The organism is Pilimelia anulata (assembly GCF_014647895.1).
Classification (GTDB): domain Bacteria; phylum Actinomycetota; class Actinomycetes; order Mycobacteriales; family Micromonosporaceae; genus Pilimelia; species Pilimelia anulata.
The window spans coordinates 134817-156606 of record NZ_BMQB01000009.1; the positions used below are offsets into that span (position 1 = coordinate 134817).

4 protein-coding genes are annotated in these 21790 nt (G+C 77.7%); all 4 read right to left on the reverse strand.

The window, feature by feature from the left end; all coding sequences use genetic code 11:
- Positions 1-109: 109 nt before the first annotated feature.
- The 4 genes from IEY94_RS18815 to IEY94_RS18830 are packed head-to-tail and all read right to left on the reverse strand — an operon-like array spanning position 110 to position 21501.
- A complete protein-coding gene (locus tag IEY94_RS18815) occupies positions 110-1105 on the reverse strand; it encodes an alpha/beta fold hydrolase (RefSeq protein ID WP_189171545.1) in 996 nt (331 codons plus the stop codon).
- Positions 1102-4266: a non-ribosomal peptide synthetase gene (locus tag IEY94_RS18820; protein WP_189171546.1), complete on the reverse strand. Its 3165-nt coding sequence runs from the start codon at positions 4264-4266 to the stop codon at positions 1102-1104. Before IEY94_RS18820 ends, IEY94_RS18815 begins: the two co-directional genes overlap by 4 nt.
- Complete coding sequence (locus IEY94_RS18825) at positions 4263-10958, reverse strand: non-ribosomal peptide synthetase (protein ID WP_189171547.1); 6696 nt, start codon at positions 10956-10958, stop codon at positions 4263-4265. The genes IEY94_RS18820 and IEY94_RS18825 overlap by 4 nt, the downstream gene beginning before the upstream one ends.
- On the reverse strand, positions 10951-21501 hold the full coding sequence (locus IEY94_RS18830) for a non-ribosomal peptide synthetase (RefSeq protein ID WP_189171548.1): 10551 nt from the start codon (positions 21499-21501) through the stop codon (positions 10951-10953). The genes IEY94_RS18825 and IEY94_RS18830 overlap by 8 nt, the downstream gene beginning before the upstream one ends.
- Positions 21502-21790: the final 289 nt, after the last annotated feature.

Below are 21790 nucleotides of genomic sequence, written 5' to 3' on the forward strand. Positions count from 1 at the left end.
GCAAGACCCCGGCGCGGAAGGCGTTGTCGATCACACGCCGCCGGGTACGCAAAACGGGGTCCCCCGCCCGCAACGGGCAGGGAACCCCGGCAGTGCGCGGGAGCCGGGGCTACCGGTCGGCGGCCGCCTTGCCCAGCAGCGCCGACCACGCCTCGACCGTGGGGTGCTCGGCCAGGTCGCCGAACGGGATCTCCACGCCGTGCGCCTGCCAGCGGACGGACAGCATCATCATCTTCATCGAGTCCAGGCCCAGCTCGAACAGGCTGGCGTCCGGGGTGACGTCGGCGACGGGCAGCTCCAGCACCTCGGCGATCGTGCCGCGCAGGCGGTCGACGGTGAACGGGTCGTCGGTCATGGGATGGGGGCTCCGTGTCTCGGCGGGGGCGGTCACCCTGGCGATGACCTCCGGCAGGTGGTCGTGCAGGTAGAAGTGGTCGCCGGCCAGGACGTGCCGGGCGAAGCGGCCGGTGGTCGCGGCCGACCAGCCCGCGGTGTCGGCGACCGGCAGGGAGACGTCGTCGGTGCCCGCCAGGACCACCAGCTCCACGTCCAGGACAGCCGGGTTGGGCCGGTACGTCTCGATGAGCCGGAAGTCGTTGCGGATCATCGGGAGCAGCAGCGCGCGGAGCTGCGGGTCGGCGAGCGCGTCGGCGGAGCCGCCGAGCGCCCGCACCTCGGCCACCACGCCGTCGTCGTCGCGCCGGTGCACCGGGTCGGCCCGCGGCGTCCACGCCGCCGGCGCCGGGCGGGCCGAGATCACCAGCCGGCGGACCAGGCCCGGCCGCAGCGCGGCCAGCCGGATCGCGACCTCGTGCGCGACCGAGCCGCCCATGCTGTGCCCGAAGATCAGCACCGGCCGGTCCAGTGCCGGCTCGACCGCGGCCACCAGGGCGTCGACCAGGGCGTCCATTGTGTCGACGAGGGGTTCGGCGATCCGGTTCTCCCGGCCGGGGTACTGGGCCGCCCACAGCTCGACGTCCGGGGGCAGGTGCGCGGCCCAGCCGCGGTACGCGCTCGCCGCGCCGCCGGCGTGCGGGAAGCACAGCAGCAGCCGGCGGGCGTCGGGGCGGCCGCCGTACCGGCGCAGCCAGGGTTCGGCGCTCACTGCGCCCCCAGCTTCGCCTCGACCTCGTCGGCGGAGAGCGCGACGATCTGCTGGTACAGCTCGGCGACCCGGGCCAGCCGGCCGGGCGTGGTCTCCGCGGCGGTCAGCGCTTCGGCCATGCCCGCGACCGTACCGGTGGCGAACAGCGCCGGCAGCGGCAGGTCGGGGCTGTCCAGCGCGACCCGCAGCTCGACGAGGATGCGGGTGGCGAGCACCGAGTCCCCGCCGAGGGCGAAGAAGTCCTCGTCCGCGCCGACCCCGTCCACGCCGAGGACGTCCGCCCAGGTCTGCGCGATGGTCAGCTCCAGCGGGGTGGTAGCCCAGCGCTTCGGCACGACCGGCGCGGTGTCGGCCGCCGCGAGCGCGGCGCGGTCGACCTTGCCGTTCGGGGTGAGCGGGAACGCGTCCAGGACGGTGATCGTCGCCGGCACCATGTGCTCGGGCAGCACCTCGCGTACCGCCGCGCGCAGCGCCGCGGCGTCGGCGGGGCCGGTGACGTACCCGGCGACAGCCCGGTAGCCGGGGCGGCCCTCGTGCGGCACGCCGACCGCGACCGCCGACCGCACGCCCGGCCCGGCGGCCAGGGCGACCTCGACCTCGGCCAGCTCGATCCGCATGCCGCGGACCTTGACCTGCGTGTCCGCGCGGCCGACGAACTCGATCGAGCCGTCGGGCAGCAGCCGGCCGAGGTCGCCGGTGCGGTAGACCCGCTCGCCGGCGCGGTCCACGAACGACCCGGCGGTGCGCTCCGGGTCGCCCCAGTAGCCGCGGGCGACGCCCGGCCCGGCGCAGCACAGCTCCCCCGGCACGCCGGCCGGCCGGTCGCCGCCGCGCTCGTCCAGGACGTAGTAGGTGGTGTTGGCGATCGGCCGGCCGTACGGGACGGAGGCCCGGTCGAGGTCGGCGGGGACGACCCGGTGCCAGATGTTCCACAGCGTCGTCTCCGTCGGGCCGCCGACCGAGACCACCTCGACGCCCGGCGCCCGCTCGCGCAGCTCCGCCACCAGCCGCGGCGGCACCCAGTCGCCGCCGAGCAACGCCAGCCGCAGCGGCGCCGGGGCGGCGCCGGTGGCCAGCAGCATCTCCATCATCGCCGGCACCGAGTTCCACACCGTGACGCCGTGCGCCGCGATCAGCTCGGCCCAGTGCCCGGCGTCGCGGTCGCGCTCCGGCACGACCACGGTACCGCCGGCGCCGAGGATGCCGAACAGGTCGAAGGTGGACATGTCGTGGTGCAGCGCGGTGACGGCCAAGCACACGTCGGACGGGCCGATGCCGAACTCCGCGGCGGTCGCGCGCAGCGCGTTGACCATGCCCCGGTGCTCGATCATCACGCCCTTGGGGCGGCCGGTGGAGCCGGAGGTGAACAGGACGTAGGCGAGGTCGCCCGGCCGGGCGGCCGGCGGCGGGGGCGTGTCGGCGCCGCCGGCGACCGCCGCCGCGACCGCAGGCCCGTCGAGGACCACGGTCACGCCGGCCTGTTCGAGGATCCCGGCGCGGCGGGCGGCGGGGGCGGCGGCGTCGATCGGCAGGTACGGCGCCCCGGCGAGCAGCACGCCGTACGCGGCGACGACCTGCTCCCAGCCCCTGTCCAGCACGACCGCCACCGGCCGGTCCGGGGCGGCGCCCCGCTCGCGCAGCCAGTTCGCCACCCGGACCGCGCGCCGGTGCAGCTCGCCGTACGTCAACTCGGCGGACGGGGTGATCACGGCAACCCGGTCCGGCGCCGCGGCGGCGTGCCGGAGGAACCCGTCCTGGACCAGCTCGTCGGGGACGTCCGCGGCCGGGCCGCGGACCGCGCTGTCGGCGGCCAGCCCGAAGTCGACAGCGGCCCAGCCGGCCGGGTCCGCGAGCCGCGCCAGCACCGCGCCGAACGCCGCGAACAGCTTCTCCACCAGCCGGGCCGGGAACACCGCGTCGACGGAGTCGAAGTTGTACACCAGCCCGGCCGGCGACTCCTCGATCTGCACGTCCAGGTACACCTGCGGGGTCTGGGAGACCGCGAACACCCGAGGGAGCTGCTCGCCGAGCAGCGGGCGCTCGCCGGCGGTGAAGCCGATCGTGCTGGTCAGCACCACCGGCATGAGCGCGCCGCGGGTGCCGCCGGCGGCGCGGATCAGCTCGCGCAGCACCCGCACGCCGGACAGCTCCTGGTGCGACAGGTCGGCCCAGAACGTCCGCTGGATCCGCTTGGCCCGCTCGGCGAAGGTGGTCCCGCGCTCCCGGTTGTCGACCTCCAGCAGCGTGAACGACGCGAACTCGCCGAGCAGCTCGCCGGCCCGGGGGTGCAGCGGGAACCGGTTCATCCGCGGCACGTTCAGGGTGAAGTGGGCGGACTCGCTCCACGTACCGATCACCTCGGCGAACGCGGCCAGGCACAGCGCGGTCGGGGTGAGGCCGGCCTTCGCCGCCGCCGCGCGCACCCGCTGCCACTGCTCCGCGGGCAGGGTGGCGATCCGGCTGGACCAGCGCGGCTCGCGGACCGTCGACGGGTCGACGGCGTGCGGCAGCCGGGGTGCCGGGGGCAGGTCGCGGCCGCGCCAGTAGCGCAGGGCGCGGTGGTGCCGCTCGGTGTCGGCGATCGCCGTCTCCGCCAGGACGTACTCGCGGTAGCCGATGCCCAGGGGGGGCAGGTCGAGGTCCGGGTCGGCGTAGAAGCGGGTCAGGTCGGCGATGAGGAGCTGCCAGCTCAGGTAGTCCAGCACCAGCGCGTCGAAGCTGACGTGCACCCGGCTGCGGCCGCCGCCGAGCAGGCTCACCACCACCGAGTACAGCGGCCACTCCCCCGCCGGCCGCACCTCGTGCGACAGCCGCTCCCGGATGCGGGCCAGGCCGGGCGCCGGGTCGGTGCCGCGCAGGTCCACCACCTCGGGCGTGAACGGCGGCGGGTCGGCCAGCACGACCTGCTGGTTGCTGTCCGGCAGCATGACCGCGCGCAGCACGTCGTGCCGGTCGATCGCCCGGCGCCAGGCCGCGGTGAACCGGTCGAGGTCCAGCTCGCCCTCGTACTCGTAGTACGCGTGGGTGGAGACGTTGCCCAGCTCGAACACGCCGGTGCGGCCGAGCAGGTACGCCTGCTGCTGGTCGGTCAGCGGGAACGGCTCGTACCGGCCGGCCGGGTCGGGCGTGGCGAGCGGGTACGGCGAGGCCAACTCGGTCAATTCTGCTCCTCGGGTGCGGGCCGGGCGGGGTCGGCGGCGGCCGCGTCCCACGCGGCCAGCTCGGCGTGGACGGCCGCGCCGACGCGGGCGAGCGGGGCCGGGTCGAGCAGGTCGTCGTGGGCGCAGTCGAGCGTGTCCAGCACGCGCACCTCGTCCACGAAGGGCTTCCAGCCCTCGGCCGGCTCCTCGGCCGCGACGTACGCGGCCGGCCCGGCGAACCGGGGGGCGGTCGCGGGCGCCGCGGCGTCCAGCAGCGCCAGCACGCCGACCGGGCGGCCCGCCCGGTGCAGCGCGCAGGCCAGCGCGTGCGCGGCGACGCCGCCGGCCGAGTAGCCGAGCAGGTGCACCGGCCCGGTCGGGACCAGCGCCGCGAGCTGCTCCGGGTCGGCCGCGCGCAGCAGGTGGACCGGCCGGTCGGGGACGTACTCGCGCAGCGCCGCGTACGCCCAGTCGGGGCCGTCGGCCGGGGCGAGGCAGACCAGCGGCACACCGGCGCCCCCGGCGGCGACCGTCCACGCCGGGGCGGCCAGTTCCGGGGCGGCGAGCCGCTCGGCGAGCGCCGCGGCGGTCGGGTGGGTGAACAGGTCGGCGATGGCCACCCGGCGGCCGGTCGCCCGCTCGATCCGGTCCCGCAGCCGGACCAGCAGCAGCGAGTGCCCGCCCTCGGCGAAGAAGTTGTCCTCCACGCCGATCGGCCGGCCGAGGGCCTCGGCGAACCGGTCCCGGACCGCGGCCTCCAGCGGCGTCGCCGGCTCCCGCCCGGCCGGGCGGGCCGCGGGTGCGGGCAGCGCGCGGCGGTCGAGCTTGCCGTGCGCGGTCAGCGGCAGCGCGGCCAGCTCGACGAACGCCGACGGGACCATGTAGTCCGGCAGCGCGGCGGACAGGTGCGCGCGCAGGGCGGCCGCGTCCCATCCGCCGTCCGGGACGACGTAGGCGACGATCCGCTTGTCGCCGGGGGTGTCCTCGCGGACGTCCACGGCGGCCTGGGAAACGGCCGGGTGCCGGGCGAGCGCGGCGTGGATCTCGCCCAGCTCGATCCGGAAGCCCCGCACCTTGACCTGGTCGTCGGCCCGGCCGACGTAGTCGAGGTTGCCGTCGGGCAGGTACCGGACCAGGTCGCCGGTGCGGTACATCCGGGTGCCGGGCGGGCCGTACGGGTCGGCGAGGAACCGCTGCGCGGTCAGCGCGGGGCGGTTCAGGTACCCGCGGGCCAGGCCGGCGCCGGCCAGGTACAGCTCGCCGAGCACGCCCGGCGGGACCGGCCGCAGGCCGCGGTCCAGGACGTACGCCGCGGTGTTGGCGGTCGGCCGGCCGACGAGCGGGCGCTCGCTGGCGCCGACCCGGGCGGACAGCGCGTCCACGGTGGCCTCGGTCGGCCCGTACAGGTTGTACCCCTCGGTGCCGGCGAGGTCGCGGATGTCCCGCCAGAGGCTCGCGGGCACCGCCTCGCCGCCGACGCCGAGGACGAGCAGCGGGCACCGGTCCCCGGTGAACAGCCCGGCGGCGGCGAGTTGCACCGCGTGCGACGGCGTGACCTCGATGAAGTCGATCCGCTCCCGGCGGATCTGCGCGACCAGCCGGTCCGGGTCGCGCTGGGTGTCCTCGGTGACGATGTGCAGGGCGTGGCCGTCGAACAGCCAGAGCTGCGGCTGCCACGAGGCGTCGAAGGCGAACGACCAGCTATGGGCGACCCGGAGCTGCCGGCCGCCGGCCCGGGCGGCCGCCGGGCGGTACAGGGTCTCGCGGTGCGAGGCGAAGAGGTTCACCACGCTGCGGTGCTCCACCAGGACGCCCTTGGGGGTGCCGGTGGAGCCGGAGGTGTAGATGACGTACGCCGGGTGCCGGGGCTGCGGGCCGGGCGGCGCGGTGCTCGGCCGGGCGGCCGGGTCGAGGCGGTCGAGCAGCAGCACGTCGGCGCGGCCGGCCGGGGCGAGCGCGGCGGTGCTGAGGACCAGGACCGGGTCGGCGTCGGCCAGCAGCCAGTCGATGCGGTCGGCCGGGTAGTGCGGGTCCAGCGGCAGGTACGCCGCGCCGGACTTGAGCACCGCCAGGATCGCCACCACCGTCTCGGCCGCGCGCGGCAGCAGCAGCGCCACCACCCGCTCCGGGCCGGCGCCGCGGGCCACCAGCTCGTGCGCGAGCCGGTTCGCGGCCGCGTCCAGCTCGGCGAACGTGTACCGGGTGTCGCCGCAGACCAGCGCGGTCGCGTCCGGGCTCCGGGCGGCCCGGGCGGCGAACAGCGCCGGCAGGGTGCCCGGCTCGCCGTGGGCCAGCGCGGTGTCGTTCCACTCGACCAGGACGGTGTGCCGCTCGGCGTCGGTGAGCAGGTCCAGCGTCCCGATCGACCGCTCCGGGTCGGCGACGACCGCGGCCAGCAGCCGGACCAGGCGGTCGGCCAGGTTCGCGGCGGTGGCGGCGTCGAACAGGTCGACCCGGTACTCCAGCACGCCGTCCAGGCCGTCCACGCCCTCGACCTCCAGCAGGTCCACGGCCAGGTCGAACTTGGCCCCGCCCGCCCCGGTCGACTCCGGCGCGACCGCGAGGTCGGCCAGGGCGAGCGCGTCGGCGGGCATGTGCTGGTGCGCGAGCATCACCTGGAACAGCGGGTGCCGGGCCAGCGACCGGGCCGGGTTGAGCGCCTCCACCAGCCGCTCGAACGGGATGTCCTGGTGGGCGTACGCGGCCAGGTCGAACGCCCGGACCCGGCCGAGCAGCTCGCGGAAGGTCGGGTCGCCGGCGGTGTCGGTGCGCAGCACCAGGGTGTTGACGAAGAAGCCGACCAGGTCGTCCAGGGTGTCGTCGGTGCGGCCGGCGATCGGCGTGCCGATCGTGATGTCGGTGCCGGCGCCGAGCCGGGTCAGCAGGGCGGCCAGGCCGGCCTGCAACACCATGAACATGCTGGTGTCCGTCGACCGGGCCAGGTCGCGCAGCGCCCGGTGGGTCGCCTCCGGTACCCGGAACGCCACCTCGCCGGCCACCCTGCCGGCGACCGCCGGCCGCGGCCGGTCGGTCGGCAGGGCCAGCTCCTCGGGCAGCCCGGCCAGCGCCGTGGACCAGAAGTCGACCTGCGCGGCGAGCAGGCCGCCGCCGTCGGCGAGCAGGTCGCGCTGCCACAGGGCGTAGTCGGCGTACTGGACCGGCAGCTCCCGCCACCGCGGCGCGGCGCCGGCGCGGCGCTGTTCGTACGCGTGCCCGAGGTCGCGCAGCAGCGGCAGCGCGGAGGCGCCGTCGGCCGCGATGTGGTGGACCAGGACGAGCAGGACGTGCTCGTCCGCGCCGAGCCGGAACAGGGTGGCCCGGACCGGGATCTCGGCGTCCAGCCGGAAGGCGTGCGCGGACGCCGCGGCCAGCGCGGCCGGCAGCCCGTCCGCGGTCACCGGTACCACCGGCAGGTCCGGCCGGTCGGGGCGGATCTCCTGGCGCGGCACCCCGTCGTCGTCGGGGAAGACCGTGCGCAGGCTCTCGTGCCGGTCGGCCACGTCGGCCAGCGCGGCGCCGAGCACCGCCGGGTCGAGCGGGCCGGTCAGCCGGACGGCGAACGGGATGTTGTAGGTCGGGTTCGGGCCGTCCAGCCGGTACAGGAACCACATCCGCTGCTGGGCGAACGACAGCGGCAGCGCCGCCGGGCGGTCGGCCCGGCGCAGCGGCACCCGCTCGCGGGCGCCGTCGAGCCGGGCGGCCAGGTCGGCGACCGTGGGCGCCTCGAACACCGCGCGCAGCGGCAGGTCCGCGCCGAGCACGGCCCGGATCCGGCCGGTCAGCCGCGGGACGAGCAGCGAGTGCCCGCCCAGGCCGAAGAAGTCGTCGTCGATGCCGACCGCGGGTACGCCGAGGACCTCGGCGAACAGGTCGCACAGCAGCTCCTCGCGCGGGTCCCGGGGCCGCCGGCCGGCGGGGCGGGCGGCGGCGTCCGGCGCGGGCAGGGCCTTGCGGTCGACCTTGCCGCTGGGCAGGACCGGCAGCCGGTCCAGCACCACGAACGCGGCCGGGACGAACGCGGCCGGCAGCGCGGCGGCGAGCGCGCGGCGCAGCGCGGCGGGCTCGGCCACCCGGCCGGCGGCGGGCACGACGTACGCGGCGAGCGACCGCTGGCCGGGCCCGTCGGCGCGGACCACGACCACGGCCGCCGCCACCTCGGGCAGCCGCAGCAGCGCGGCGGCGATCTCGCCCGGCTCCACCCGGAAGCCGCGGATCTTCACCTGGTCGTCGGCCCGGCCGACGAACTCCAGCGCGCCGTCGGCGTTCCAGCGGACCAGGTCGCCGGTGCGGTACATCCGGGTGCCCGCCGGGCCGTACGGGTCGGCGAGGAACCGGTCGGCGGTCAGGCCGGGGCGGTTCAGGTAGCCGCGGGCGAGCCCGTCGCCGGCCAGGTACAGCTCGCCGACGACCCCGACCGGCACCGGCGACAGGCCGGCGTCGAGGACGTACGCGCGGGTGCCGGGGTCGGGCGGGCCGATCGGCACCGGCGCGCTCATGCCGGGCCGGCACGGGCCGAGCGTCGAGTTCACGCTGACCTCGGTCGGCCCGTACGCGTTGAACATCCGGCGGCCGGGGGCGTACCGGTCGACCAGCGCCGGGGTGACCTCCTCGGTGCCGGCGAGCAGCGTGATGCCCTCGTCCAGCGTGGCCTCCGGCGGCAGCGCGGCGAGCAGCGCCGGCGGCAGGATCGCGTGGGTGACCCGGTGCGCGCGCAGGTAGTCGGTGAGCGCGACCCCGGCGACCCGCCGGTCGGCGGGGACGACGACGAGCGTCCCGCCCGTGCACATGACCTGGACGAGGTCCCACCAGGCGACGTCGAAGCCGGGCGAGGCGAACTGGGCGACCCGGCTGGTCGGGGTGACCCGCAGGTGCGCGGTGTGGGTGCCGATGAGCTTGCCGATGCCGGCGTGCGGCACGACGACGCCCTTGGGGCGGCCGGTGGAGCCGGAGGTGTGGATGACGTACGCCGGGTGCTCCGGCCGCAGCGCGACCGGCGCGAGCGGCCGGTCGGGCGCGGCGTCGACCGGCACGACCGGCAGGTCGCCGAGCCGGGCGGCCAGGTCCGGCGTCGCGACGGCGCAGACGGGCCGGGCGTCGTCGACCATCAGCGCGATCCGGTCGTCCGGGTAGTCGGGGTCCAGCGCGAGGTACGCGCCGCCGGCCCGGAGCACGGCGAGCAGGGCGACGACCAGGTCCACGCCGCGGGGTACCGCGACGGCCACCACGTCCTCGGGTCCGACGCCGGCCGCTTGCAGGGCGGCGGCGAGCCGCTCGGTGCGGGCGGCCAGCGCGGCGTACGTGAGGGAGACGTCCCCGCAGACCACGGCCTCGGCGTCCGGCTGCGCGGCGGCCAGGCGGGCGAACTCGGCCGGCAGCGTCGTCAGCGGGTACGTGCCGGTGGCGTTCCAGTCGCGCAGGACCGCGTCCCGCTCGGGCCCGCCGAGCAGGCCGAGCCGGCCGGTGGGCTGCTCGGGGTCGGCGGCGATCCGGCGCAGCACGTGCCGGGCGCCGGCGGCGATCCGCTCGACGTGCGCGCGGCCGAACACGTCCGGCCGGTAGTCCAGGTGCAGCTCGATCCGCTCGCCGGGCAGCACGGTCAGGCCGAGCGGGTAGTGCGCGGCGTCGCTGTCGGAGACCGGGGACAGCCGCAGGCCGGGCACCGGCTCCTCGACCGCGGCGGCGTCGAACGGGTAGTTCTCGAACACGGCGAGGGTGTCGAACAGCTCGCCGGTCCGGCGCTGGATCGCGGCCAGGCCGAGGTGCTGGTGCGCCAGCAGCGCCGCCTGCTCGTCCCGGATGCGGCGCAGCGCGGCGCCGACCGGCTCGGCCGGGCGCAGCGTGACCCGGACCGGGACGGTGTTGATGAACAGGCCGACCATGCCCTCGACGCCGGGCAGGTCCGCCGGGCGGCCGGACACGGTCGTGCCGAACACCACGTCCGGCCGGCCGAGCAGCCGGGACAGCACGGTGCCCCAGGCGAGCTGGACGATCGCGTTGACGGTCACGCCGTACCGGCGGGCGACGGCGTCCAGCCCCGCGGTCTCCTCCGCGGACAGCGTCACCGCCACCCGGTCGGGCCGGATCGGCGGCCGGGTGCCGGCCGCGGGGGCGACCATCGCCGGCTCGGCCAGGCCGGCCAGCGCCGCCGCCCAGGCGTCCGCGGCCGCGTCCCGGTCCTGCCGGGACAGCCAGGCCAGGTACTCCTTGTACGGCCGGGCCGGCGGCAGCGGCGTGCCGGCGTACAGCGCGAACAGGTCCGCGACCAGCAGCGGCGTGGACCAGCCGTCGAGCAGTACGTGGTGGTTGGTGATCACCAGGTGGTGCCGGTCGGCGGCGAGCCGGACCAGCGCGAAGCGCAGCAGCGGCGGCGTCGCCGGGTCGAACCGGCGTTCCCGCTCGGCCAGCGCCACCGCGTCGGCCGCCGCGGCCGAGTCGGCCTCGACGTACCGCCAGGGCAGCTCGACCCGCTTCGGGACCAGGGCGACGGCCTCGCCGCTGCGCCGCCGCCGGAACCCGGCCCGCAGGTTCGGGTGCCGGCGCAGCACCCCGTCGGCGGCGGTGCGCAGCCGGTCGGGGTCGAGCGGCCCGTCGATCCCGACGACGAGCTGGACGGTGTACACGTCCGGCCCGCCGGCGTCCAGTTCGGACTGGAACAGCAGGCCCTCGGCCAGCGGCGACAGCGGCAGGATGTCCGCCAGACCCGACTTACTCACTGCTGCTCCATTCGGCCTCGAACTCGTCGATCTCGTCCTGGGAGAGCGAGACCAGCTCCAGGTCCGAGGGGGTGTAGCCGCCGGCGTCCGAGGCGGCGGCGGTGATGCCGCGCAGGTGCGCGAACCACAGCTCGGCCAGCGCCCGGACCGCCGGCTCGTCCAGCACGCCGGTGGGCCAGGTCCAGGTGACGGCCAGCTCGGGGCCGCCGGGCAGGTCCCGGGTCACGGCGTTGATCTCCAGGGCGTGGGTCAGCGGCAGCTCCGGGTCGACGCCCGGCGGCACCGCGCCGGCCTCGTCGGCGACCGTCCACGGTTCGGCGGCGCCCACCCCGAACCGGCCGAGGTAGTTGAAGCAGATCCCGGGTCGCGGCTGCGCGGCCAGCTCGGCCGCGGTGTCGTCGTTGAGGTACCGCAGCAGCCCGTACCCGACGCCGCCGTGCGGCAGCGCCCGGAGCTGCTCCTTGACCGCCTTCACCGCGTCGCCGGCCGCCCGGCCGCCGGCCCGGGCCGCGGCCGGGTCGACCCGGCCGGGGTCGAGCCGGACCGGGTGGGCGCCGGTGAGCCAGCCGACCGTCGCGCCGGGGTCGGCCCGCAGGTCGACCGCCTCCGGCTGCCGGCCGTGGCCCTCCAGCTCGACCAGGAGCCCGCCCGGCGAGCCGGACCACTCGCGCACGGCGAGCGCCAGCGCGGCCAGCAGCACGTCGTCGACGCCGCCGTGGAAGTGGCCGGGGACCCGGCCGAGCAGCGGCTCGGTGTCGGCCGCGGGCAGGGTCAGGTGCAGCTCGGCCGAGGTGGCCGCGGTGTCCCGGGCCGGGTCCAGCGGCCGGGCGAGCGGGAGCGCGGCGGTGTCGGCGCCGACCGCCCGCCACAGCGGCAGCTCGGCGAGCGTCCGGGGTCGGGTGGCCTGCTCGCGCAGCAGCCGGGCCCAGCCGCGGGCCGACGTGCCGCGCGGCGAGGCGGTCGCGCCGGTCTCCCACGCCGACCGCAGGTCGTCCAGCAGGACCCGCCAGGAGACGCCGTCCACGACGAGGTGGTGGATCACCAGGACGAGCAGGCCGGGTTCGGGGCCGGCGTCCAGCCAGACGGCCTCGACCATCCGGCCGGCGTCCGGGTCCAGGGCGGACTGCGCGGCGGCGCCCTCGGCGGCGACCTGTCCGCGGACGTCCGCGGACAGCGCCGCCCGGCGGACCCGGGCGGCGGCGTGCGCGGGGACGTCGAGGGCCCAGCGGTCGCCGCGGACCAGGCGGGCCCGCAGGGCCTCGTGCCGGTCCAGCAGCGCCTGTACGGCCGCGGTGATCGCCGCGTGGTCGGTCGGCGGCACCCGCAGCACCATCGACTGGCTGAACCGGCCGACCGGGCCGCCGATCTCCCGCAGCCACGCCATGATCGGCGTCTCCGGGACGAGGCCGAGGGCGGCCTCCGGCGGCTCGCTGACCGCGTCCGCGTCGTCCCCGGCGGGGACCGCGACCGCGGCGAGCGCCGCCGGGGTGTGGTGCCGGAACAGGTCCTTGGCGCTGATCAGCAGGCCGGCGGCGCGGGCCCGGACGACGACCTGGATGGAGACGATGCTGTCGCCGCCCAGCTCGAAGAACCCGTCCTCCGGGCCGACGTCGTCGAGGCCGAGGACCTCGGCGAAGACCGTCCGCAGGGTGTCCACGGTGGCGGTCTGCGCCCGCGCCGCCGGGGCGGCCGGGACCGGGGCGGCGAACACCGGCCGCGGCGCCAGCGGGCCGAGGTCGATGGCCGACAGCGGCCGGTCCGGGTCGGCGGCGAAGTGCTCCAGCAGCCGGACCAGGCGGGCGGCCAGGTCGGCGACGGTGGCCCGGTCGAACAGGTCGGCGCTGTACTCGGCGAAGCCGGCCATCCCGGCCGCCGGGTCGTCCACGATGGTGACGGTCAGGTCGAACGAGGCGACGCGGGCGTCCACCACCTCGTCCCGGACCGCGACGCCGGGCAGGTCGAGCCGGACCGGGGCGTTGTTCTGGTACGCCAGCATCACCTGGAACAGCGGGTGCCGGTTCGCCGCCCGCGGCGGGTTGAGCGCCTCGACCAGCCGCTCGAACGGCAGGTCCTGGTGGGCGTACCCGGCCAGCGCCACCGGGCGGACCCGGCCGAGCAGGTCGCGGGCGGTCGGGTCGCCGGCGGTGTCGGTGCGCAGCACGACGGTGTTGACGAACGAGCCGACCACGTCGTCGAGTGCCTCGTCGGTCCGGCCGGCGACCGGGGTGCCGATCGGGATGTCGGTACCCGCGCCGACCTTGGTCAGCAGCGCGGCCAGCGCGGCCTGGAAGACCATGAACGTGCTGACGCCCAGGGCCAGCGCCAGCGCCCGGATCCGCCCGGCCAGTTCGGGCTCGACGGCGAAGTCGAGCAGGCCGCCGGCGTACGTCGACTCGGCCGGGCGGGGGCGGTCGGTCGGCAGGGCCAGCTCGTCGGGGGCGCCGGCGAGCGCGGCCCGCCAGTACGCGACCTGCTCGTCGGCGAGCGGGCCGGTGTCGAGCAGGTCCCGCTGCCAGGCGGCGTAGTCGGCGTACTGCACCGGCAGCGGCCGCCACGCGGGCATGTCGCCGGCGGCCCGGGCCCGGTACGCGTCCCCGAGGTCGCGGGCCAGCGGCGCGAACGACCAGCCGTCGCCGGCGATGTGGTGCAGGACCAGCAGCAGGACGTGCTCCCGCTCGCCGAGGGCGAACAGGGTGGCCCGCAGCGGGGTCTCGGCGGCGAGTCGGAAGCGGTGCCGGGACGCGTCCGCGAGGTCCGCGGCGATGGTGTCGCCGGTGCTGTCCCGGCGGAGCAGGCCGACGTCGGCGGCGTCCCGGATCACCTGGCGGGCGACGCCGTCGACCTCGGGGAACACGGTGCGCAGCGGCTCGTGCCGGGCCACCACGTCGGCGAGCGCGGCGGCGAGCACGTCGGCGTCGAGCGGGCCGGACAGCCGCAGCGCCGCGGCGATGTTGTACGTCGCGCTCGGCCCCTCGAGCTGGTGCAGGAACCAGAGCCGCTGCTGGGCGTACGACAGCGGCAGCACCTCGGTGCGCGGCACCGCGGCGATCGCCGGCCGGGCCGGGTCGGCCAGCGCCGCGACCACCCCGGCGGGCGTGGGCGCGGTGAAAAGGGCCTCGACGGTCAGCTCCGCGGCCAGGGCGGTCCGGATCCGGCTGGCCAGCCGGGTGGCGAGCAGCGAGTGCCCGCCGAGGGCGAAGAAGTCGTCGTCCGCGCCGACGGCCGGCACGCCGAGGACGTCGGCGAACAGGTCGCAGACGAGCGCGACCCGCGGGTCGCGGCTGCCGCCGGGCCGGCCGCCGCGGGCCGGCGGGTCGGGCAGGGCGGCCTTGTCGACCTTGCCGTTGGGGGTCAGCGGCAGCTCGTCCAGCGCCACGAACGCCGCCGGCACGAGGTGGGCGGGCAGCGCGTCGACCAGGTGGGCGCGCAGCGCGCGGTGGTCCCCGGTCCCGACCCAGTACGCGACGAGCCGGCCGTCGCGGGCGACCACGGCGGCGGCCCGGACGTCCGGGTGCGCGGCGATGGCCGCCTCGACCTCGCCGGGCTCGACCCGGAAGCCGCGGATCTTCACCTGGTCGTCGGCCCGGCCGACGAAGACGAGGACGCCGGCGGCGTCGAAGCTCGCCAGGTCGCCGGTGCGGTACAGCCGGGTGCCGGGGTCGCCGAACGGGTCGGCGACGAACCGCTGCGCGGTCAGGTCCGGGCGGTGCAGGTAGCCGCGGGCCACGCCGGGCCCGCCCACGTACAGCTCACCCACCACGCCGGGCAGGGTGGGCCGCAGGAACGCGTCGAGGACGTGCAGGTGCGCGCCGGCCACCGGCTCGCCGCCGTCGCGGGTCCAGCGGTAGGCGTCCACCGTGGTCTCGGTCGGGCCGTACAGGTTGAGCGGCGTGCAGCCGGGCTCGTCCAGCAGCCGCCGCCACAGGCCCGGCGGGACGGCCTCGCCGCCGACGACGACCAGCTCCGGCCGGTGCCGGCCGGGCGCGAACAGGCCGCACTCGACCACGGCGGCGAGGTGCGCCGGCGTCAGGTCGAGGTAGTCGATCCGATGCGCGGCGACGTACTCGGCCAGCGCGGCCGGGTCGCGCATGGCGTCCTCGTCCAGCACGTCGAGGTGGTGGCCGGCGACCAGCCAGAGCAGCGGGTCCCAGGACGAGTCGAAGGAGAAGGACGCGGTGTGCGCGACGCGCAGCGCCCGCCCGCCGGCCCGGCGGAACACCGTGTCGCGCTGCCCGGCGAACAGGTTCGCCAGGTTGGCGTGGGTGACCACGACGCCCTTGGGGGTGCCGGTGGAGCCGGAGGTGTAGATCACGTACGCCGGGTCCAGCGGCGCCGGCCCGGTCGGCTCGGCCGCCGCCGCGGGCAGGTCGTCGATCGCCAGGACCGGCGCCGGGCCGGCGAAGCCCGAGCCGCGGGTGGTCAGGATGACGGCCGGGGCGGCGTCGGCCAGCATCAGGTCGAGCCGGTCGGCCGGGTAGCCGGGGTCCAGCGGTACGGCGACGCCGCCGGCCCGCAGCGTGCCGAGCAGGCCCGGCACCATCGCGTGCCGCGGCAGCGCGAGCGCCACCGGGCGGCCCGGCCCGACGCCGTGCGCGGCCAGCGCGCGGGCGATCCGGTCGACGTCCGCGGCCAGCTCGGCGAACGTGGCGCCGTTCAGCGCCGGGGCGGCCGGCGTGCGGGCGGCCTGCGCGGCGAACAGCTCGGGCAGCGTGCGGGTCTCGGTCGGGGCGACCGGCGGGTGGCGGCGGACGCCGGCCGGGTCGACGGCGCCGACCGGCCGGTCCACGTCCCCGGACAGCAGCGCGACCAGCATGTCGAGCACCCCGCGGGCCCGGTCGGCGTCGACCGCGGGCGCCCGGTGGTCCAGGGTCAGCGACAGCCGGTCCCCGGCCGGGATCACGGTGAGGCCGAGCGGGTAGTGCGTCGCGTCGTGGCCGCGGACGCCGGTGACGGCCAGGCCCGGCGCGGGGTCGGGCAGGTCGGCGGGGCTCAGCGGGTAGTTCTCGAACACCACCAGCGTGTCGAACAGCTCGTCGTGGCCGGTCCCGCGCTGGATCTCCGCGAGGCCGACGTGGTGGTGGTCCAGCAGCGCGGCCTGCTCCCGCTGGAGCCGGTCGAGCAGCTCCGCCACGGTCTCCCGCGGCCGCAGCGCGACCCGGACCGGCACCGTGTTGATGAACAGGCCGACCATCGCCCCGGCGTCGGGCAGCGCGGCCGGGCGGCCGGCGACGGCCGTGCCGAACACCACGTCGGTCTGCCCGGTCACGGTGCTCAGCAGCAGCCCCCACGCGCCCTGGACCAGCGTGTTCACCGTCCAGCCGCGGTCGGCGCAGAGCGCGGCGAGCGGGCCGGCGGGCACCTCGGCGGTCAGCCGCTCCTGCGTCCGCGCCGGTTCGCCGCCGGCGACCAGGGTCGGGCCGGGCAGCCCGGCCAGCGCGCCGGTCCAGGCGGCCGGGCCGGCGGCGGTGTCCCGCCCGGCCAGCCAGGCCAGGAAGTCGGCGTACGCGGGCGGGTCGGGCAGCGCGGCGCCGCCGTACCGGGCGAACAGCTCGCGCAGCAGCAGGGCCAGCGACCAGCCGTCGAGCAGCAGGTGGTGGCAGGTGACCACGAGCCGGTGCGCGGCCCCGTCGCCGGCCAGCACGAACCGGATCAGCGGCGGCCGGTCGAGGTCGAACGGGGTGGCCCGCTCGGCGGTGGCCACGGCGTCCGGGTCGGTCGTGCGCGCCACCCGCAGCGGGGTGGCGACATCCGGCGGGATGACGGCGAACGGGCGGCCGTCCGCGGCGGTGCGGTACCCGGCCCGCAGGTTCGGGTACCGGCGCAGCACCTCGTCCACGGCCGCGCCGAGCGCCGCCGTGTCCACCTCGCCGGCGAGGTCCACGGTGAACTGGACGGTGTACTCGTCCGCCCCCCGCTCCGCGTGGTACAGCAGGCCCTCGGCCAGCGGCGACAGCGGCTGGATGTCCGCCGCGCCCGGCGCCAGCGCGTCGATGGCCGCCTGGTCGAGCCCGGTCAGCGGTACGTCCGCCGGGGTCAGCCGGGCCGCGCCGCCGGTCGCGGCGACGTGCGCGGCGAGCGCGCCGAGCGCCCGGAACCAGCCCTCGGCCAGGTCCTCGGCGGCGCCGTCGGCGAGCACGCCGGCCGGCCACGTCCAGGTCACCGACAGCCGCGGGCCGTCGGCGTGGTCGCGCACGTCGGCGGTGACCTCGAGGCCGTGCGCGGCGGCGAGGTCGGGGTCGGCGCCCGCGCGCAGCGCGCCGTCGCCGGGCACCAGCTCCCAGTCGGCGCCGCCGGCGGCGAACCGGCCGAGGTAGTTGAACCCGACGGCCGGGGCCGGGTACCGGGCGAGCACCGGCCCGGCGGCCGGGTCGAGGTGGCGCAGCAGGCCGTACCCGTCGGCGTCGACCCGGGCTGCGGCGAGTTGCTCCCGCACCCGGCGCAGCACCTCCCCCGCGGCCGGGCCGCCGGCCAGCGCGTCGACGACGTCCACGGCGCCGGGGTCCAGCCGGGCCGGGTACAGCGTGGTGAACCAGCCGACCGTCCGGGAGAGGTCGGCGGCGCCGTCGCGGCCGTGCCCCTCCAGGTCCACGGTCAGCGCCGTACCGGTGCCGCCGTGCCGGCCGCGCCAGTCGGCCACGGCGAGGACCAGCGCCGCCAGCAGCACGTCCTCCACCCCGGCGCGGTACGCCGCGGGGACGGCGGCCAGCAGCGGGGCGGTGGCGGCGGCGTCGAGGCCGCGGCGCAGGTGGCGGGCGGTCGCGGCCACGTCGCGGTCCGGGTCGAGCGGGCGGTCCAGCGGCAGGGCGCCGTCGGGTTCGAGGACGGCGGTCCAGCGGTCGAGGTCCCCGGCACGCGCGGCCGCGCGGTCGGCCAGCCCGAGGGCGTGCCCGCGGGCGGAGGTGCCGACGGCGGGCAGCGCCGCGCCGGCCGGGGCGGCGTACGCGGCGGCCAGGTCGCCGAGCAGGATCCGCCAGGACACCCCGTCGACCACCAGGTGGTGCGCGGTGCACAGCAGCCTGCCGGGCGCGGCCGGACCGGCGTCGAACCAGGTGACGCGCAGCATCGCGCCGGCGTCCGGGTCGAGCGCGTCCCGGTCCACGTCGGCCCGGGCGTCCACGGCCGCGGCGACGGCGGCGGGTGCCAGGCCGGCCACGTCGACGCGGTCGAGCAGCGCACGGGCGTCGACGGCGCCGGCCGGCGGGACGTCGAGCTGCCAGGCGGCCCCGTCCCGGACCAGCCTCGCCCGCAGGGCGTCGTGCCGGTCGAGGACGGCCCGCCACGCGGCGGCGAGGCGCTCGCGGTCGGCGCCGGCCGGCGCCTGCACGAGCACGGCCTGGCTGAACCGGCCGACCGACCCGCCGCGCTCGCGCAGCCAGTGCGCGATCGGCGGGACCGGGGCGGCGCCGACGCCGTCGTCGGCCCGGGCGGCGGCCGCGCCGGTCGCCCGGGCCACGGCGGCGAGCCCGGCGGGGGTCTGCTGCTCGAACACCTCGCGCGGGGTGAACTCCAGCCCGGCCGCGCGGGCCCGGCCGACGAGCGTGATGGCCTGGATGCTGTCGCCGCCGATGCCGAAGAACCGGTCGCCGGGACCGACCTCCGGCAGCCGGAGGACGTCGGCGACGAGCGCGCAGAGCAGCGCCTCGCGCGCGGTCCGCGGCCGGGACCGGTCGGCCGGCGCGGCCGGCGGCGCGTACTCCGGCGCGGTGGCCAGGCGCTTGCGGTCGAGCTTGCCGCTGGGGCTCAGCGGCAGCGCGTCCAGGACGCGGTACGCGCCGGGGACCATGTAGTCCGGCAGCGTCGCGGCCGCCCCGGCGCGCACGGCGTCGGCGTCGGCGGCGCCGACCAGGTAGCCGACGAGCTGGTTGTCCCGGACCGCGACGGCGGCGGCCCGCACGCCCGGCTGCCCGGCCAGCACCGTCTCGATCTCGCCGGGTTCGATCCGCAGGCCGCGCAGCTTCACCTGGTCGTCGGCGCGGCCGAGGTACTCCAGCACGCCGGCCCGGTCGTACCGGGCGATGTCGCCGGTGCGGTACATCCGCGCCCCCGGCCCGGCGTGCGGGTCGGCGACGAACCGGTCGGCGGTCAGCCCGGCCCGGCCGAGGTAGCCGCGGGCGAGCTGGTCGCCGGCGATGTACAGCTCGCCGGCCACGCCCGCCGGGACGGGGCGCAGCTCGCGGTCGAGCACGTACATCGCGGTGTTCCACACCGGCCGCCCGATGGGGACGGTCGGCGTGCCCGCGCCGGGGGTGCTGGGCCAGGCGGTCACGTCCACGGCGGCCTCGGTCGGCCCGTACAGGTTGTGCAGCTCGACCCCGGGCAGCACGGCGTGGAACCGCTCGGCCAGGTCGGCCGGCAGGGCCTCGCCGCTGCACAGCACCCGGCGCAGCCCGGTGCAGGTCGCGGCCGCCGGGTCGGCGAGGAACGCGCGCAGCATCGACGGCACGAAGTGGATGGTGGTCACGCCCTCGGCGCGGACCAGCCCGGCCAGGTAGGCCGGGTCGCGGTGCCCGTCCGGCCGGGCCACCACCAGGGTCGCGCCGGCGATCAGCGGCCAGCAGAACTCCCACACCGACACGTCGAAGCTCGACGGCGTCTTCTGCGCCACCGGCTCGCCGGGGGCCAGCGGGTAGGCGTGCTGGGCCCAGAGCAGCCGGTTCACGATCGCCGCGTGCGCGACCGCGACGCCCTTCGGGCGGCCGGTCGAGCCGGAGGTGTAGATGACGTACGCCGGGTGCCGCGGGTCCGGCCGCGCCGCGGCCGCGGGGCCGCCGGCGGGGACGTCGGCGTCCAGCACGACGGACGGCGTGCCGGCGGGCAGCCGGCCGGCCAGCGCGGCGACGGTGACCACCGCCGCCGGATCGGCGTCGGCGAGCATGAAGTCCACCCGGTCGGCCGGGTAGTCGGGGTCGATCGGCAGGTACGCCGCGCCCGCCTTGAGCACCGCCCAGATCGCGACGACGAGGTCGGCCGAGCGGGGCAGCAGCAGCCCGACGACGCGCTCCGGGCCGGCGCCGGCGGCGCGCAGGGCGCGGGCGAGCGCGTCGGTCCGGGCGTCGAACTCGGCGTAGCTGATCCGCTTGCCGTCGGCCACGACCGCGGTGGCGTCCGGCGCCGCGGCCACCCGCTCGGCCAGCAGCGCGGGCAGCGTCGTGGCGGGTACCGGGGCGGCGGTGTCGTTCCAGCCGCGCAGCGCCAGGTCCCGCTCGTCGGCCGAGAGCAGCTCGACCCGGGACAGCGGCCGGTCGGGGTCGGCGAGGACCGCGGTCAGCAGCCGGTCGGCGTGCGCCAGCAGCGCGTCGGCGGTCGCGGCGTCGAACAGCTCGTCCCGGTACGTCAGCTCCAGCAGCAGGCCGTCGTCGCCGAGCACCGCGGCGAACGCGAGGTCGAACTGGGTGGTGCCGTTGAACAGCGGCACCTCGGTCACCCGCACGCCGGGCAGCGCGAACCCGCCGAGCACCTCGGTGCGCAGGGAGAACAGCACGTCGAAGTACACCGACCGGCCCGCGACCCGCTCCGGCGCCAGCGCGGCGACCAGCCGGTCGAAGGGCAGGCCGGTGTGCGCGTACGCGGCCGCGCACACCTCGCGGGCGTGGGCCAGCAGCTCGCGGAACGTCCCCGCGACCGTCGAGCGCAGGACGACGGTGTTGCCGAAGTTGCCGACCAGCCCGGCGACCTCGGGCCGGTCCCGGTTGACCACGGGCGTGCCGAGCGCGATGTCGGCGGACCCGGTGAGCCGGTGTAGCAGCGCGCTCACCGCGGCACCGAGCAGCATGAACGGCGTGACGTTGTGCTCGCGGGCGACCGCGCGCACCCGGTCGGCCACGGCGGCGGGCAGCCGGCGGCCGATCCGGCCGCCGGACTCACCGGGCCGGTCCGGGCGCGGCCGGTCGGCCGGCAGGGCCGGGTGCTCCGGCGCGGGCGTGAGCACGCCGCGCCAGAAGTCCAGGTCGGCGGCGTGGTCGCGGGCCTGCTCCCAGGCCGCGTAGTCGGCGTACTGCGGCGACGGGGGCGCCGCGGCGGTGCCGCCGTACGCGGCGGCGACGTCGCCCAGCAGGACCGCCCAGCTCGCGTCGTCCCAGGCGATGTGGTGGGCCACCAGGACGAGCACGTGGTCGTCGGCGGCGAACCGGACCAGCCGCAGCCGCAGCGGCGACTCGATGGTCAGGTCGAACGGCGCCCCGCCGAGCCGCCGGCCGAGGTCGCGCAGCGCGTCGGCCCGCCCCCCGGCCGGTACGGCGGAGAGGTCCACCGGGAGCAGCGTCGGGCTCAGCTCCGCCCGGACCACCTGCTCGTCCGCGCTCGGGTACACCGTGCGCAGCACCTCGTGCCGCGCGCACGCGGCCGCGACCGCCGCGGTCAGCGCGGGTGCGTCCAGGTCGCCGGCCAGGCCGACGGCGGCGCAGATGTTGTACGCCGCCGTACCGGGGTCGAGCTGCTGGAGCAGCCACATCCGGCGCTGCGCGTCCGACAGCGGCGCGGCGGCGCCGGCGGGCCGGGGGTCGATGGTGTCCGTCCCGGCCGCGAGCCCGGAATCGGCAAGCATGCGACGGAGCAGTTCCCGCTTGCGTGCGCGGCCGTCATCGGTCACCGGTAATCGAACCTCCCTGCACCGGATGGACGTCCGAGGATGCTAATTTAGGTGAGCCTAACCTTCAAGACCGGCCCCTCCGCCGAGGCCGGGCGCGCGTCCGATTCGCCCGCTCCGACCCGCTGTGCGGGGTCGCCGGGCGGCCGCCGCGGCGACCCGCCAACTCCGTCACCCACCTGCGGAATGAACCCGTACCCGCGCCGGATCGGCGCCGACGCGGCCGGCCCGCGCGGGTGTCCGAGAT